The following is a 17,115-nucleotide window of genomic DNA, read 5'->3' as shown; positions in this document are numbered from 1 at the left end:
ATGCCGAGAGCTCCCAGGGAAATTGTCCTTTGGGAGCTTATCATTTGAAAGGATGATACGTCACATGAATAAAAATATTTTGCTTTGTGTTTCAGGCGGGATTGCCGTGTATAAGGCTGTTGCTCTTGTTAGTAAGCTATCACAGGCAGGAGCCAATGTAAAAGTAATTATGACAGCATCAGCTAAACAATTTGTCAATCCATTAAGCTTTCAAGTAATGTCCAAAAATGATGTTTATTTTGATACATTTGATGAAAAGGATTCCAATGTGATTGCCCATATTGATTTAGCAGATTGGGCTGATTTAATTTTGGTAGCACCAGCTACTGCTAATGTTATTGGAAAAATCGCCAATGGTATTGCAGATGATATGGTCACAACAACCTTACTTGCTACAACTGCACCTGTATGGCTCGCGCCAGCGATGAATGTGCATATGTATGATCACCCAGCCGTCAAGCGCAATATTGCAAGATTAGCAGCTGATGGCTATCAATTTATTGAGCCATCAGAAGGATTTTTAGCATGTGGCTATGTTGGCAAGGGACGTTTAGAGGAGCCTGAGAAAATAACGGCTATTGTCAAGGATTATTTTACAGAGAAAGCGCAGCCACTTGCAGGTAAAACGGTTATTATAGCGGCTGGTGCTTTGCATGTACCGCTCGATGCCCAGCATATTATTAGCACACAAGCAAATGGTGTCATTGGACAGGCTTTAGCAGATGAGGCAAGGGCACTTGGAGCGAAGGTGCTATCCATGCAGCATGAAACAGGTAGCTTACATTATTTTATTCAACAGTTTGAGGCTTATAAGCAACAATATCCTCAGGCATTGTTTATTTATGCTGCAAATGCTCCAACCATTGAAGGCGCACCAATTGTATCTATAGAAGGCATCAAGGCAGTTACCTTTGGACAAAAGGTACAAGGACAGCCAATGCTAACGGTATTATCAGATAGCTGGATTGATTTTAGTAAGCAAGCACAGCTCAATGGACAAACGTTAGAGGTTACAAACCCTCAGCTTTTTGCACAAGCTTTCTGGCGTTATCTTCTGCAGGGTGAGGAGCAATGAGCTTGCTAATAGCAGAGGTGATTGTAGATGTTCCTACTTATCATGTTGATCGACCCTTTGATTACCAAGTACCGTTAGAATGGGCAAATGTAATCGAAACAGGCTGCCGAGTAAAAGTGCCATTTGGGGCAAGAAATGTGTTAGGCTTTGTGACAGGCTTGAAAACAGAGACAGATGTGCCACTGAATAAACTAAAACCGATCTCGCAAATTTTAGATATGGAGCAGGTCTTAACAGAAGAAATGCTGCAAATGGCGAAATGGTTGAAAAATAATACAATTTGCTATGAAATTGATGCCTTACAAGTGATGCTACCGTCAGCGCTTCGTGCAAAATATGAAAAAATCATTAAACTACAGGACTCGCAAAATCTACCAGAGGAAGTGCAAGCTATATTTGGCAAACGTCAGCAGGCTAACTTTAAAGAGTTTGAGCGAGCAGGCTTACTTCCATTATTAAAGCAGCTTGTTGCACAAAATACTGTGACAATAGAAAATATAGTGAAGCAGCAAGGCAATGTAAAAGAAATACGGATGGTCAAAATTACAGAAGACCTGCAACTGATTGACAGGGTGATCACACAATCAGCAAGAGCAGTGAAACAGCGACTGCTTCTGCAATGGATGTGCCAGCATTTAGGCGAGGTGTTACCACCACAGCAAATTTATGATGAAACAGGTGTTTCGTCATCAGTATTAGAGGCAGTGATTGCAAAAGGAGCTGCCCAATTTATTCACGAGGAAGTATACCGTGATCCGTTTACAAAGGAAGTTTCACGTACACACTCTTTACAATTAACAGAGGAGCAGCAGGTGGCTCTACAAGCTATTACTACAGCTATGGAGCAGCAAATAGCGCAAACATTTTTGTTACATGGCGTAACGGGGAGCGGCAAAACAGAGGTTTATTTGCAGTCGATACAAAAGGTTTTAGAGGAAGGGAAAGAAGCCATTATGCTTGTTCCTGAAATCTCATTAACACCGCAAATGACAGAGCGCTTTCGCAGTCGCTTTGGTGAGATGGTCGCTGTGATGCATAGTGGCTTATCTGTTGGTGAAAAGTATGATGAATGGCGGAAAATCCAGCAAGGAAAAGTGAAGGTGGTCGTTGGTGCGCGCTCTGCTATTTTTGCACCCTTTACGAATATAGGGCTTATTATTTTAGATGAGGAGCATGAATCAACCTATAAGCAGGAGGATTCACCACGCTATCATGCAAGAGATGTAGCGATTTGGCGCAGCGAATTTTACCAATGTCCTGTGATTTTAGGTAGTGCAACACCAGCATTAGAGTCATATGCTAGAGCGAAAAAGGGTGTTTATACGCTGCTGACATTACAGCACCGGGCATTGCAACAAGCATTACCAACTGTGTTTATTGCAGATATGCGTGAAGAGCTACACCAAGGAAATCGCTCGATGTTTTCAACATCACTTGTGGAGGCTATACGTGTAAGGCTAGAAAAAAAGGAACAAATAGTATTGTTTCTAAACCGTCGAGGCTACTCATCATTTGTGCTATGTCGGGATTGTGGTACAGTCGTACAATGTCCAAACTGCGATATTTCATTAACGTACCACCGTACAACGGAAAAGCTAAAATGTCATTATTGCGGCTATGAGGAGCCTATTCCACAAACATGTCCACAATGTCAAAGTGATCATATTCGTTATTTTGGAACAGGCACACAAAAGGTGGAGGAGGAAATTTATAAGCTGTTTCCAGAAGCAAGAGTATTGCGGATGGATGTGGATACCACAAAGCATAAAGGGGCACATGAGGAAATACTACAAGCATTTGGAGAGGGACAAGCAGATATTTTACTTGGAACGCAGATGATTGCAAAAGGGCTAGATTTTCCGAATATTACACTTGTTGGTGTACTCAGTGCCGATACATCGCTGTATTTACCAGATTATCGTGCAGCAGAGCGTACATTTCAGCTGCTAACGCAAGTGAGCGGCAGAGCAGGCCGACACGATAAGGCAGGAGAAGTGATTATTCAAACATATACACCTGAGCATTATGCGATTGAATTAGCCAAAACGCAGGACTATGAGCCATTTTACGAGCGTGAAATGTTTTTACGACGTCGCTCTAGCTATCCACCCTATTATTTTGTAGCGCTTGTCCAAATTTCACATGAGGATGTGATGATGGCTGCTGAATATGCTGGACGTGCGGCGGATTGGCTACGTGGCAACTTATCAAATCAAGTAGCCATTATTGGCCCAACAACTGCCAGTATTGCTCGCCTCCAAAATAGATATCGTTATCAATGTTTGATAAAATATAAAATTGAACCAAATCTAATTCCAGTGTTACAGCGTCTGCTTGCGATGTATCGAGCAGAGTGGATTAAACAAGGAGTTTTAATGACGGTTGATCTAGACCCGTCTACTATATAATGGATTACGAACAGTGTAATAGAAATGAGGAAATTATAAGATGGCAATAAGAACAGTAATTGAACACCCAGCACAGATACTTTCAACACCGTGTGCAGAAGTAACAGAAATTAATGATGATATACTTACATTGCTGGATGATTTATATGACACAATGGTGGAATACGATGGTGTAGGTATTGCCGCACCACAAATAAATGTAGGCTTACGCGTGGCGATTGTGGAGCTAGGTGAGGAACGCGATATTTTAGAAATGATTAATCCAACAGTTATTGAAACAGATGGAGCAGAGGTTGATATTGAGGGCTGCTTAAGCTTCCCAGGATTATATGGTGAGGTTGAACGTCCTGATTATGTGAAAATTGAAGCATGTGACCGTGAAGGGCGTGTGTATGAAGTAGAGGCAGGCGGCTTTGATGCTCGTGCAATTTTACATGAGATCGATCATTTAGATGGTGTGCTATTTGATTCTAAAATTAAGCGCATTGTCACAGCAGAAGAGCTTGAAGAAATGTATGCAGAAGAGGAGGAATAATATGACATCAATTATTTTTATGGGAACACCCGACTTCTCTGCACCTATTTTACGTATGCTACATGATGAAGGCTACACGATTAAGGCTGTTGTGACACAGCCTGATCGTCCAGTTGGGCGTAAGCGTGTGCTAACACCGCCCCCTGTAAAAGCAGCAGCTTTAGAGCTAGGCTTACCAGTCATTCAGCCTGAAAAGCTGCGTGGCTCTGAGGAACTACAGCAAATACTGGCTTTGCAACCTGATTTAGTTGTGACAGCAGCATTTGGACAAATTTTACCAAAGGAATTACTCGCTGCACCTGCTCTTGGCTGTATTAATGTTCATGCGTCGTTATTGCCTAAATACCGAGGTGGAGCACCTATTCATCAGGCTATTATTGATGGTGAAAAGGAAACAGGTGTAACGATTATGTATATGGCAGAAAAGCTTGATGCAGGTGATATTATCTCTCAAAAGGCAATTCCAATTGAAGCAGATGACCATACAGGCAAGCTTTTTGATAAACTTAGTATTGTAGGCTGTGAGCTATTAAAAGAAACACTTCCTTCTATTATTAGCGGTACAAATAACCGCATAGTGCAAGATGAGGCACAAGTAACATTTGCTAGTAATATTTCAAGGGAACAAGAACGTATTGATTGGACACAAGATGCCACAACCTTATACAATCAAGTGCGCGGTCTTCATCCATGGCCAGTAGCCTATACAACGTTTGAGGATGGTAACTTTAAAATTTGGTGGGCAACGATTGGCACGAGCAGTCATCAGGCTACGCCAGGTACAGTTATTGCGATTGCCAAGGATCACTTTGAAGTTGCTGCTGGCAATGGAACAGCCCTAGCGTTATACGATGTGCAGCCTGCTGGCAAAAAGCGTATGACAGCAGAGGAATACTTGCGTGGGACAGGTTCTAAATTACAGATTGGGGACCAATTTCAATGAGTAAAAAAAGTGTAGTAATTTGGGATGGTAATGTGCGAGATGCCGCACTTTCCATACTATTAGCAGTGGATAAAAATCAAGCTTATAGCAATCTATTGCTTAATGAAACGATTAAACGACATAAAATTGAAGCGAAGGATCGCGCATTATTAACAGAAATTACGTATGGGTCATTACAGCATAAAATGACGCTAGATTATTATTTAGAGCCCTTTATTCGTGGTAAAGTAGATCATTGGGTACGCTGGTTATTAAGAATATCGCTTTACCAAATGCATTATTTAACACGTATACCATCACATGCGGCGGTGAATGAGGCTGTGGAAATTGCGAAGCGTCGAGGTCATCGTGGTATCGCTTCAATGGTCAACGGTATTTTACGATCAGTGTTGCGTAAAGGTGTTCGTGCAACAAGTGATATAGCAGACCCAGTTGAACGTCTTGCGATTGAAACAAGCCATCCACAATGGCTAGTCCAGCGTTTTATTGATAATTATGGTATAGATGTTGCAGCAGCCATGCTACATGAAAATAATGTGCCGCCTGTGCAAACCGTACGCGTCAATTTAACAAAGGCAACAGTTGAACGGGCTATCGCTGAACTAGAAGCGGAAGGTTTAACAGCTAAGCAAAGCGATGTTATGCCAGAATGCTTACACATAACAAATGGTCAGCCAGCACGCACAAAAGCGTTCAAAGAAGGTATGATTACGATTCAGGATGAAAGCTCAATGATTCCAGCTAATGTATTAAATCCAGCTTCAGGTATGCGTGTTTTGGATATGTGTGCGGCTCCTGGTGGTAAAACAACGCATTTAGCTGAAATTATGAAAAATAAAGGGTCTATTTTAGCAACAGACCTTCATCCACATAAATTAGATTTAATCGACCATAATACAGAACGTCTAGGGCTTGATATTATAGAAACAGCACCAATAGATGGTCGGAAGGCTCCAGAATTTTTACAAGCGGCGTCATTTGATGCGGTTTTAGTGGATGCACCTTGTAGCGGGCTAGGTGTGATGCGACGCAAGCCAGATATTAAATATACAAAGCGAGAAGAAGATTTAGCAAGCTTACAAACGATACAATTAGCATTACTGGATGCTGCAACAAAAATGTTGAAAACAAATGGTAAGCTTATATATAGTACATGTACTGTCGATAAACAAGAAAACGAAGGCACAGTTAAAGCCTTTTTAGCAACGCATCCAGAAATGGAAGCGATACAACTAGAATCTTTACCAATAAAATTAGCGGAAAAGCAAGCAGATGGCATGCTTCAAGTCTTTCCACAAGACTTTGGCAGCGACGGTTTCTTTGTTGCTGCCTTTCGTAAAAAGGAGAATCCAATTAATGATGGATCAAGAGAAATTTAATGAACGTATTAATGATTTAGTCGAAGAAGCAGAAGAGAAGCCTGTTCGACGGACAAAAAAAGAAAAACCAAATTTACAAGAATCGATTTATTCATTACAGCCATATCAATTAGAAGAGTGGTTAAAGGAGAATGGGGAAAAGCCTTTCCGTGCTGCGCAAATTTTTGACTGGCTATACAATAAACGTGTAAAAACATTTGAAGAAATGTCAAACTTATCAAAGGGTTTACGGGAAAAACTTACTGCTAACTTCGCCTTAACAACATTATCAACAATTATTCAGCAAGAATCGAAGGATGGCACTATTAAATTTTTATTTCAATTGCAGGATGGCTATTCTATCGAAACTGTATTAATGCGCCATGATTATGGTAATTCTGTTTGTGTAACGACGCAAGTGGGCTGCCGCATTGGCTGTACATTTTGTGCTTCAACATTAGGCGGTTTAAAGCGTCATTTATTAGCAGGAGAAATTGTGGAGCAAGTTGTTAAAGTACAGCAAACATTAGATGAGTTAGGCGAACGTGTATCACATATTGTTATTATGGGAATTGGCGAACCGTTTGATAACTATGATGCTATGATGAACTTCTTAAAAGTGATTAACCACGAAAAAGGGTTAAATATTGGCGCACGTCATATTACTGTATCTACATCAGGCATTGTACCGAAAATTTATCAATTTGCTGATGAGCAGCTACAAATTAATTTTGCCGTGTCATTACATGCACCAAATCAAGAGGCACGCCAAAAGCTAATGCCAATTGCTCGTGCTTATAAATTAGATGAATTAATGGAAGCTGTGCGTTATTACACGAAAAAGACAGGTCGACGTGTTAGCTTTGAGTATGGCTTAATGTCTGGCGAAAATGATTCAGTGGAAATTGCAGAGGAATTATCCGCTTTAATCAAAGGTATTAAATGTCATGTCAACTTAATTCCTGTCAACTATGTGCCAGAGCGTGACTATGTTCGCACATCTCGCAGTCAAATTTTTGCCTTTGAGAAAACATTAAAGAAAAATGGAATTAACGTAACGATCCGCAGAGAGCAAGGTGCTGATATCGCAGCTGCATGTGGACAATTACGTGCACAAGAGAGAGCTGAGGAAACGAGGTGACCTGCGTTGGAATATACAGTCGAAAGTGATATTGGGTTAAAACGATCCATTAATGAAGACCGTGCTGCATTTTTTAAGCGTCCAGACGGCCTTGCACTAGCACTTGTGGCAGATGGCATGGGTGGTCATAATGCTGGTGATGTAGCGAGTGACATGGCAATTAAACAAATGGAAACCTTTTTTTTACAGGCAGACACAAGTCATTTTGTATCAACAACATCAAAAAAAGAATGGTTATTGCAGACAGTTAAGCAATTGAATAAAGATATTTATAACTATTCTTTATCACACGAAGACTGTAAAGGAATGGGCACAACACTTATTGCGGTATTAATTGAAGGATATCACTGCTCCATCGCACATGTTGGAGATAGTCGCGTGTATTATTTCTTTGAAGATGGCGCACAACAAATAACAAGAGATCATTCATATGTGAATGTGCTGGTGGAAAATGGCGAAATTAGCGAAGAAGAAGCTTTGACACATCCAAAAAAGAATTTTATTTTAAAGGCTATTGGCACAGAGGAAACCATTGAGCCAGATTTTTATGAGGTCAATTTAGCCTTACAATCGTATTTATTAATTTGTTCAGATGGACTAAGCAATAAATTAACGGTCTATGAAATGGCTTCGATTATTACGTTTCCAGACTCTATTCAAGAAAAGGGACGTAAACTTGTGGGATTAGCAAATGATAGCGGGGGAGAAGATAATATCTCCCTCGTATTACTAACAAAAAGGGATGAGGAGGTGTAAGAATGCTTGTAGGGAAAAGAATTAGTGACCGCTATAAAATTTTAGGACTCATTGGTGGCGGTGGTATGTCGAATGTTTATTTAGCACATGACATGATATTAGGCCGTGATGTTGCAATTAAAATATTGCGCTATGATTTTTCCAATGAGGAGGAATTACATCGACGTTTTCAACGTGAGGCACTGTCTGCTACAAGTCTTACACATCCAAATATTGTTAGTATTTATGATGTAGGTGATGATGGTGATCTACATTATATTGTGATGGAATATGTTCAAGGAAAAACGTTAAAGCAGTACATACAAGAATTTGCACCAATTTCTCCTGCAAGAAGTGTGCATATTATGAAGCAATTAACGTCTGCTATTGCCAATGCGCATGAAAATCATATTATCCACCGTGATATTAAGCCGCAAAATATTTTAATGGATGCTGAAGGCAATGTGAAAATTACTGATTTTGGGATTGCCATGACACTGAGTGCAACTTCTTTTACACAAACAAACTCAGTATTAGGAACAGTGCATTATTTATCGCCAGAGCAAGCTCGTGGTGGTACAGCAACGAATAAATCAGATATTTATGCGCTTGGGATTGTGTTATATGAATTATTAACAGGTGAATTGCCGTTTTCTGGAGAATCAGCTGTTTCCATTGCGCTCAAGCATTTACAGACAGAAACACCATCTGTCCGCGCTTTCGATGCAACAATTCCACAAAGCTTAGAAAATGTGGTACTGAAAGCTACTGCGAAAGATGCCTCTCACCGTTATAATACAGTGGAAGAAATGTATGAGGATTTAGAAACAGTATTAACACCTAGTCGTATCAATGAGCCAAAATTTGTGATACCAGTTGATAATGATGTGACAAAGGCAATTCCTATTATTAAGGAACAGCCTATAGAAAAAGAAGAAGACCTAGCAAAAACAAGAGCAATTACACCGATTAAAGAAGTGAAGCCTGTAGAGCAACCTAAAAAGCCTATCGATAAGCCAGCACCTGCTAAAGCGAAGAAAAGGTGGCCTATATATGTGGCGAGCTTCCTTGTAATAGTTATTGCTGTTTTTTTATTCCTAATTTATGCAACAGATTTATTTAGCCCGAAAAAGGAGGCAATTCCTGAGGTGGCTAATTTAACCGTTGATGAAGCAATAAAAATATTGGAAGAAGCAGGCTTTGTTGTGAGCGATGAGCATCAGGAGCGACACTCTGAAGAGGTGGAAGAGGGCAAGGTTATTGAAACCGATCCATCAGAGGGAACGATGCGTGTAAAGGGCTCAGAAATTGATTTGGTGGTAAGTCTAGGTGCTGAAAAGACGAAAGTGGATAATTATGTAGGGCAAAATATTCATCAGGTGGAAGCCTTATTAAAAGGAAAGTTTTTAGAGGTTAAAACAGAATATGTCCATTCTGAGGAGCCTGAAGGTCGAATTATTGACCAAAGTATTTCTCCTGATACAGAAGTGGTAGCAGAAAATGAAGTTATCACATTTACAGTTAGCCAAGGTGTTAAAATGGTACGAGTAGAGGATGTTGTCAATTATACGAAAGAGGATATGGATGACTATGTGCAAAGAGCAGGCTTGAAATGGCGTGTTTCTCGTGAGGACTACCATGATACAATTCCAGCTGGTAGCGTCATCTCTCAACTGACGAAAGCTGGCACGCAAGTTGAGGCAGGCTCAACAATATCCGTTATTTTAAGTAAAGGACCTGCTGAAAAGCCTGTCAAAACACTTGTCAAGACGGTTATGATTGAATATATTCCTACAGAAGAGGGATTGGCACAAAATATTCGTATTGAAATTCAAGATAAAAACCATACAATGTCAGAGCCAGCGGATGAATTTCCAATTTTAAGTGATACGCCTTACAATATACAGCTTGTGATTGAAGAGGGCAAGCAGGCAGGGTATCGTATTATCCGCGATTCAGAGATTATTCATGAAGAAAAAATTGATTATAATGATGTGAACTAAGGGGGAATTGGATGGCGCAAGGCCAAATCAGAAAAGCTTTAAGCGGTTATTATTATGTATATGATGGTCAGCAATTAATTCAATGTCGTGGACGTGGAGTATTTCGCAATCGTGGCGAATCTCCACTTGTTGGCGATATCGTAGAGTACACAATCGAAACAGAAGGATCGGATGGAACCATTCAAAAAATTTTGGAACGTCGAAATGAATTGGTGCGTCCGCCAATTGCGAATATCGATCAAGGAATTTTAGTATTTTCCGTAAAGGAGCCTTATTTCAATACCGTTCTATTAGATCGTTTTTTAGTTGTTTTAGAATCATTCCATGTACATCCAATTATTTGTTTAACAAAGATGGATTTACTAGAAAACGATGAGCGGGAGGAATTGCAACGCTATATAGAGGACTATCAACAAATAGGCTATACGGTACTACAAACCTATAAAGATGAAAAAGAGTTAGTGGAGCGACTACAGCCTATTTTAAAGGGAAAAACAACTGTATTAGCAGGACAATCAGGCGTTGGGAAATCAACACTGCTTAACACACTAATTCCTGAATTAAATTTAAAAACAGGCATTATTTCACAAAGCTTAGGGCGAGGTAAACATACAACTCGCCATGTTGAGCTAATTGAGGTTTGCGGTGGTCTATTAGCAGATACACCTGGGTTTAGCTCCTTTGATTTTGATGAAATTGAAAAAGAAGAGCTAGGCTTATGTTTTCCTGAAATGGCTAGCATAGCTGACAATTGTAAATTTAGAGGCTGCCTCCACTTAAAGGAGCCAAAATGTGCAGTGAAAGCAGCAGTAGAAGCGGAAGAAATTCGTGATTACCGCTACAAGCATTATGAACAATTTATGCAAGAAATTATGGATCGAAAGCCGAGGTATTAATGATGATACAAATAGCACCATCAATTTTAGCAGCGAATTTTGCAAAATTAGGAGAAGAAGTAAAAGAAGTAGAGCAGGCAGGGGCAAAGTTACTTCATATTGATGTAATGGACGGTCATTTTGTGCCAAATATTTCTTTTGGCTCTATTGTAGTAGATGCTATTCGACCATTAACGAATTTACCGTTAGATGTCCATTTAATGATCGAAAACCCAGATCAATATATTGAACAGTTTGCGAAGGCTGGTGCAGACTATATTACAGTACATGTAGAGGCATGTCGTCATTTACATCGAACAATTCAATTAATTCGTTCATATGGTGTAAAGGCTGGCGTTGTATTAAATCCACATACACCAATAGAAACGATTCAACATATTTTACAAGATATTGATATGGTATTATTAATGACTGTAAACCCGGGCTTTGGTGGACAAAAGTTTATACATTCTGTTGTACCTAAAATTGAAGCATTGTCAACAATGATTAAAGAGCGAGGCTTGGACATTGCTATTGAAATTGATGGGGGTATTACTGCTGAAACGATTGTGCCATGTGCACAGGCAGGGGCGACGATTTTTGTAGCAGGGTCAGCCATTTATAGTAAAGAAGATCGGACAGCTGCGCTTCAGGAAATTTTAGCGGCTGGTGAGGCTGCGCTGAAAGGATGACAACAGTCGTTGTTTGTGCAGGTGGACCAAAACAAGAGCTTTGCTCATTATCATTTTTTCAACAGCAGCAGGATGTTGTGTTTATCGGTGCAGACCGTGGAGCTTTATATTTAGTGGAGCAGGGAATTATACCTCATGCTATTGTGGGAGATTTTGATTCTTTAACAGCTGAGGAATATCAAGCTGTGATGGCACAAGCAAAGGACCAGCAACGCTTTCAGCAGGAGAAAAATGAAACAGATACAGATTTAGCCTTATTGAAAGCATTGACATATGCACCACAGGAAATTGTGCTAACAGGTGTAACAGGTGGTCGTTTAGATCATTATGAGGCAGCTGTTCGTTCCATGTATCGCTTGCAAAAAGAGTATCCATCTGTTGCATTGAAAATTGTGAATCATACAAATATGCTGCAATTTTTATTGCCAGGTACACATATAATTGATGCGGATAATCGCTACCGCTATTTGTCTTTTTTTGCATATGAGAAGTCAGTTCAAGAGGTAACATTAAGACAGGTCAAATATGAAACAACAAAAGAAGAAATTTCTCTAGGAACATCTCGATTTACAAGTAATGAAATAATAGGAGCTTCAGGGTCTATATCTTTCTCGCAAGGCATATGTTTAATGATAAGAAGCATAGATTAGCGTAAGGGGGAGAGAGTCCTGAAAGTATATACGTTCCAGCTGCCGAAATTTGTGAGTAGTATTACGCGTACGTGTATAAACCTATTTAAAAAAGATAAGAAAGTAAAAAAATCCGACTGAAGCTAGTCGGATTTTTTTACTGTTGAAGATATAAAAAAAATCGATTTACGCTTAGGGCGAAATCGATTTTTTAGAAGCAGCGATTAAACGCGCTCAACTTTACCTGATTTTAATGCACGAGCAGAAACCCATACACGTTTTGGTTTACCGTCAACTAAGATACGAACTTTTTGAAGGTTAGCACCCCAAGTACGTTTGTTAGCGTTCATAGCGTGGGAACGGTTGTTACCAGTACGAGCTTTACGACCAGTGATTACACATTGTTTTGGCATGTTGTATTCCCTCCTTACTGTTAATGCTGAAAGATTACTATTTCAGTTCGGTATTTCACATACCATAATAATTTAACATACGATGGCGTTCAGTGCAACAGTTTTCACATAACCTTTCAAGAAAAAAACCTTTACAGGCATAAAATTGCGGTGGATCGTTGAGGATATAATCTATCCTTTTCCTCGATAGCCAAGCTTCATGGATACGCGCTTGCCAGTTTCCAGTAACTGCTCTACTAGTGTGTTGATGTAGTCCTGTGAGCTATTAAATGTGACAAAACCGATGCTAACTGCACCAATCACCTCACCGAAACCATCTAAAATCGCAACTGCCACTGAGGAGGTACCTGCTGTTCTTTCTCCATGACTGATTGCATAGCCTTGCTGTCGGATTTGGTCAAGCTGTTGTTCAAATGTAGCAATCTCTTCCTTGGCTACTAATTGTGCGATTATTTCCTTCGATTGAGCGCTAGGCATAGCAGCAAGAATGGCTTTATTGGCAGCGCCAATATGCATAGGTATGCGAATACCTAGCTGGTCATAAATACGAATTGGATTTGCAGCGCTATCTATTCTTTCAATAATAATGGTATCTAAACCAGCTAGCTTACTTAGATAGACACTTTCCTCTACTTGTCTTGCTAACCGCTCTAATTCAGGTCTGATTTTGCTAATATAATCCATCGTATCATAGACCTGCAAGCCTAATTCCATCCATATTGTACCAAGATAATAATGCTTTGTTTGCTCATCCTGTTCAATCATTCCTTGGTGAATCATGGCTTTTAAAATTCTATGTAAGGTACTTAAAGGTAAATCACATTTTGTTGAAAGCTCCGAAATGGACAAACCACTGTGATGTGTTTCTGAAGCTAACACCTTTGCAATTGTCATTGCTCGTTCTAATAATTGCATCTGCCCCACCTCCTCTTGTCTATTCTATTTTTATTCTTATTCTGCGTCTATAAGGTTTTCAGTAGAGTTCTATTGTTTTCTTAAATTAAACGGAAAATAAAAACTTTTCTAAATATATTGACAGTATAGCATAAAACACATATATTTTTTATATAAACTTTCCTCTATACGGAAACGTTTTCCACTACACGGAAAAAGGGGTGAAGGGAATGCATTATTGTTCATCAATGTATGCGCCTTTAAAACATGTCATCGTCAAACATCCAAAAGATGCTTTCCGCAACCAACAGCATCTTAGCGATAAATGGAAAACATTTAACTATTTATCAGAGCCAAATTTTGATAAAGCTTTAACAGAGTATGCTGAATTTATCGCAATTCTTGAAAAGTATGTAGAAAAAATTGATTATTTGCCAGTTTCTGAAGAAGTAGGCTTAGATTCGCTCTATGCACATGATCCTGTGAAGTTTACACCACATGGAGCGATTATTTTAAAATCAGGTAAAACATTAAGACAGCCAGAAGCAACAGTCTATAAGCAATTTTTACAGGAAAAGGGCATTCCCATTGTTGGTGAATTAACAGGAGATGCTGTATCAGATGGTGGCGATATTGTTTGGCTTGATGATCGAACACTTGTTGTTGGTCGCGGCTATCGAACAAATGATGAGGCAATCCGTCAGCTAAAAGAAATAACAGCTAATATGGTAGATGATTTTATTGTTGTACAGCTACCGCATGATTTAGGTGAAGATGAATGTTTACATTTAATGTCCTTTATTAGCATGGTAGACAAGGATTTAGCTGTTGTGCATTCACGCTTAATGCCTGTCTTTTTCCGCCAACTGCTAATAGAGCGAGGAATTCAATTAGTGGAAGTACCAAAAGATGAATATGATGCACTAGGCTGTAATGTCTTGGCACTAGCACCAAGGGTATGCGTGATTCCAGCAGGTAATAATGTGACAAAGCAACAGTTACTTGATGCTGGTGCAACGGTTTTTGAATATAAAGGTGATGAAATTACTGTAAAGGGAACAGGTGGACCAACATGTCTTACTTGTCCAGTAGTCAGAGCATAAAGGAGCAGAGAATATGTTTAAAAATGTTATTGTAAAAAATCCAGGAAACAGCTTTGTAAATGGCTTAACAACAAGTGATTTAGGAAAACCAATTTTAGAAAAATTATTTGAACAGCATGAAAAATATGTAGAGGCTTTAAAAAAATGCGGTGTTGAGGTAACACAGCTACCAGCAAATGAAGCATTTCCCGATTCAACATTTGTAGAGGACACAGCTGTTTTAACACCTGAGTTTGCCATTATTTCAAATCCTGGGGCAGAGGCTCGTAACCGTGAGATTGAGGATATTGAACCAGCTGTAAAGCAGTTTTACGATAAAATTTATTATATTAAAGGTTCTGGCACACTTGATGGTGGAGATGTATTACAGGCTGAAAAGAAATTTTATGTAGGAATTTCAGATCGTACAAATGAGGAGGGCGCACAGCAATTTAAAGAAATTGTGGAACAAGAGGGCTATGAGGCAACGGTTATTCCATTAAAAGAATTTTTCCATTTAAAAACAGGCATTGCCTATGTAGGGCAAAATCGTATGGTAGTGGCTGGTGAGTTTATTGATCATCCTGCATTTGAATCGTATGAGAAAATCATTATTCCAAAAGAGGATGAATACTCAGCAAATTGTATTCAAGTGAATGATTATGTGATTATTCCAGCGGGCTATCCAGCAACAAATCGTAAATTACATGATTTAGGCTATCAAACAATTGAACTAGAGATGTCTGAATTTAGAAAGCATGATGGTGGCTTAAGCTGTTTATCATTACGCTTTTAAATAATTCGAACATTACCCAATCAATTTAACAGCGCAAATTGATTGGGTAATTTCGTTCTTAAAATATCAGAATATTTACATTATATAGAAAGTAGGGATGGATATTGAATAAAGACGATCAATCTCATCATCAATTAAATCGTTCCATGAAGAGCCGTCACCTATTAATGCTTTCACTTGGAGGTGTTATTGGGACAGGGCTATTTTTAAATGTTGGCTATACCATTAATCAGGCAGGTCCAGGAGGCGCTTTGATTGGCTATTTATTTGGTGGCTTAATTTTATTTATGGTTATGAACTGTCTTGGTGAATTAGCAGTATATATGCCTGTTACAGGCTCCTTCCAAACATATGCGACACGTTTTATTAGCCCTTCAGCAGGGTTTTCATTAGGGTGGATGTATTTTGTTGGATCGGCTGCTACAGCGGGCGTTGAATTTACAGCTGCGGGCATCTTAATGCAGCATTGGTTTCCAGATATACCAATTTGGATATGGTGTGCTGTTTTTATGGTGCTATTATTTGTGCTAAATGCTTTAACAACAAAAGGGTTTGCTGAAGCAGAATTTTGGTTTGCAAGCATTAAAGTGATTGCCGTGATTGCTTTTATTATTATTGGCGGTGCAGCAATTTTTGGCTTAATTCCATTAGCTGATCGTCCAACACCACATCTGACAAATTTAGCACCTACTGGCTTATTCCCAGCAGGCATTGCCATTATTTTTGTCACAATGATGAATGTTATTTTTTCTTATCAAGGGTCAGAGCTTGTTGGAATTGCAGCAGGTGAAACGGAAAATCCCGAAAAAAATATTCCACGCGCTATACGGACAATTATTTTTAGAATTATCGTTTTCTATATTGCATCGATTATCGTGCTATCTGCGATTTTCCCAGCATCAGAGCTTGGCTTAATGGAAAGTCCTTTTGTAACGTTAATGAATTTAGCAGGTGTTCCTTATGCAGCAGGTATTATGAACTTTGTTATATTGACAGCGATTTTATCGGTTGGTAATTCATGTCTATACGCATCGACACGTTTATTGTGGTCAATGTCACGAGAGGGTATGGCACCAAAACTATTTGGACGTCTTACGAAAAATAAAGTGCCATTAAATGCATTAATCTTTACGATGCTTTTCTCATTACTATCATTACTAACAAGTGTTATGGAGGCGGATGCAGTATTTGTTTTACTCATGTCTATAGCAGGAATATCCGTTACAATTTCATGGATGGGTATTTGCGCTTCTCAATTAATGTTCCGCTATCGTTATATAAAGTCTGGTGGAGATATGAATGCTTTGAAGTTTAAAACACCACTGTTTCCGTTAATTCCAGTATTTTGTATACTGTTTTGTCTAGTAATTTTAGCGTTTTTAGCATTCGATCCAACACAACGAATTGGCTTGCTATATGGGATTGGCTTCTTTATTGCTTGTATGATTTTCTATCAACTAAAACTAAAAAAGACAGCTATTATTCCAACGGATATAGAAGATAACAATAAAGAATCACTAGATATTCGTTAAAAGA

17 protein-coding genes are annotated in these 17,115 nt (G+C 39.1%); 15 read left to right on the top strand and 2 right to left on the bottom strand.

The window, feature by feature from the left end; all coding sequences use genetic code 11:
• The first annotated feature begins 64 nt into the window (after positions 1–64).
• The 12 genes from coaBC to spoVM are packed head-to-tail and all read left to right on the top strand — an operon-like array spanning position 65 to position 12,535.
• Positions 65–1,075 (top strand): bifunctional phosphopantothenoylcysteine decarboxylase/phosphopantothenate--cysteine ligase CoaBC, encoded by a 1,011-nt coding sequence (gene coaBC / locus ACIQVU_RS03325; RefSeq protein WP_340804678.1) that lies wholly within the window; start codon positions 65–67, stop codon positions 1,073–1,075.
• A complete protein-coding gene (gene priA, locus ACIQVU_RS03320; protein ID WP_340804679.1) occupies positions 1,072–3,483 on the top strand; it encodes a primosomal protein N' in 2,412 nt (803 codons plus the stop codon). The genes coaBC and priA overlap by 4 nt, the downstream gene beginning before the upstream one ends.
• Positions 3,484–3,523: 40 nt before the next feature.
• Positions 3,524–4,018 (top strand): peptide deformylase, encoded by a 495-nt coding sequence (def, locus tag ACIQVU_RS03315; protein WP_340804680.1) that lies wholly within the window; start codon positions 3,524–3,526, stop codon positions 4,016–4,018.
• 1 nt (position 4,019) lies between these two features.
• Entirely contained in the window at positions 4,020–4,961 is a 942-nt protein-coding gene (gene fmt, locus ACIQVU_RS03310; protein ID WP_340804681.1) for a methionyl-tRNA formyltransferase, read from the top strand.
• Positions 4,958–6,340, top strand: coding sequence for a 16S rRNA (cytosine(967)-C(5))-methyltransferase RsmB (gene rsmB / locus ACIQVU_RS03305; protein ID WP_340804682.1), 1,383 nt, complete (start codon positions 4,958–4,960; stop codon positions 6,338–6,340). The genes fmt and rsmB overlap by 4 nt, the downstream gene beginning before the upstream one ends.
• The gene (gene rlmN, locus ACIQVU_RS03300; RefSeq protein WP_340804683.1) at positions 6,318–7,460 is read left to right on the top strand and encodes a dual-specificity RNA methyltransferase RlmN; all 1,143 of its coding nucleotides are present in this window, start codon (positions 6,318–6,320) and stop codon (positions 7,458–7,460) included. Before rsmB ends, rlmN begins: the two co-directional genes overlap by 23 nt.
• Positions 7,461–7,466: 6 nt before the next feature.
• The gene (locus ACIQVU_RS03295; protein WP_340804684.1) at positions 7,467–8,216 is read left to right on the top strand and encodes a Stp1/IreP family PP2C-type Ser/Thr phosphatase; all 750 of its coding nucleotides are present in this window, start codon (positions 7,467–7,469) and stop codon (positions 8,214–8,216) included.
• Positions 8,217–8,218: 2 nt separating this feature from the next.
• A complete protein-coding gene (gene pknB / locus ACIQVU_RS03290) occupies positions 8,219–10,198 on the top strand; it encodes a Stk1 family PASTA domain-containing Ser/Thr kinase (protein ID WP_340804686.1) in 1,980 nt (659 codons plus the stop codon).
• A gap of 11 nt (positions 10,199–10,209) precedes the next feature.
• Positions 10,210–11,094: a ribosome small subunit-dependent GTPase A gene (rsgA, locus tag ACIQVU_RS03285; protein ID WP_340804687.1), complete on the top strand. Its 885-nt coding sequence runs from the start codon at positions 10,210–10,212 to the stop codon at positions 11,092–11,094.
• Positions 11,095–11,096: 2 nt separating this feature from the next.
• On the top strand, positions 11,097–11,765 hold the full coding sequence (rpe, locus tag ACIQVU_RS03280) for a ribulose-phosphate 3-epimerase (RefSeq protein ID WP_340808531.1): 669 nt from the start codon (positions 11,097–11,099) through the stop codon (positions 11,763–11,765).
• On the top strand, positions 11,762–12,415 hold the full coding sequence (locus ACIQVU_RS03275; RefSeq protein ID WP_340804688.1) for a thiamine diphosphokinase: 654 nt from the start codon (positions 11,762–11,764) through the stop codon (positions 12,413–12,415). Before rpe ends, ACIQVU_RS03275 begins: the two co-directional genes overlap by 4 nt.
• 18 nt (positions 12,416–12,433) lie before the next feature.
• Entirely contained in the window at positions 12,434–12,535 is a 102-nt protein-coding gene (gene spoVM, locus ACIQVU_RS03270; protein WP_099805045.1) for a stage V sporulation protein SpoVM, read from the top strand.
• A gap of 83 nt (positions 12,536–12,618) precedes the next feature.
• Here spoVM and rpmB read toward each other — a convergent pair whose 3' ends face one another.
• On the bottom strand, positions 12,619–12,807 hold the full coding sequence (gene rpmB, locus ACIQVU_RS03265) for a 50S ribosomal protein L28 (protein WP_340804689.1): 189 nt from the start codon (positions 12,805–12,807) through the stop codon (positions 12,619–12,621).
• A gap of 171 nt (positions 12,808–12,978) precedes the next feature.
• Complete coding sequence (locus ACIQVU_RS03260; RefSeq protein ID WP_340804690.1) at positions 12,979–13,722, bottom strand: IclR family transcriptional regulator; 744 nt, start codon at positions 13,720–13,722, stop codon at positions 12,979–12,981.
• Between the two features lie 209 nt (positions 13,723–13,931).
• On the opposite strand from ACIQVU_RS03260, the gene ACIQVU_RS03255 reads away from it, so the two are divergent.
• The 3 genes from ACIQVU_RS03255 (at position 13,932) to ACIQVU_RS03245 (ending at position 17,111) form a co-directional block, all read left to right on the top strand.
• Complete coding sequence (locus ACIQVU_RS03255) at positions 13,932–14,804, top strand: dimethylarginine dimethylaminohydrolase family protein (RefSeq protein WP_340804691.1); 873 nt, start codon at positions 13,932–13,934, stop codon at positions 14,802–14,804.
• Between the two features lie 13 nt (positions 14,805–14,817).
• On the top strand, positions 14,818–15,579 hold the full coding sequence (locus ACIQVU_RS03250; protein WP_340804692.1) for a dimethylarginine dimethylaminohydrolase family protein: 762 nt from the start codon (positions 14,818–14,820) through the stop codon (positions 15,577–15,579).
• A gap of 101 nt (positions 15,580–15,680) precedes the next feature.
• A complete protein-coding gene (locus ACIQVU_RS03245) occupies positions 15,681–17,111 on the top strand; it encodes an amino acid permease (protein ID WP_340808532.1) in 1,431 nt (476 codons plus the stop codon).
• Positions 17,112–17,115: the final 4 nt, after the last annotated feature.

This window comes from Lysinibacillus sp. NPDC098008, from assembly GCF_044760715.1.
In the GTDB taxonomy this organism is placed as follows: domain Bacteria; phylum Bacillota; class Bacilli; order Bacillales_A; family Planococcaceae; genus Lysinibacillus.
The sequence above is the reverse complement of the archived record's forward strand: the minus strand, read 5'-3'. Positions and strand labels throughout refer to the sequence as shown.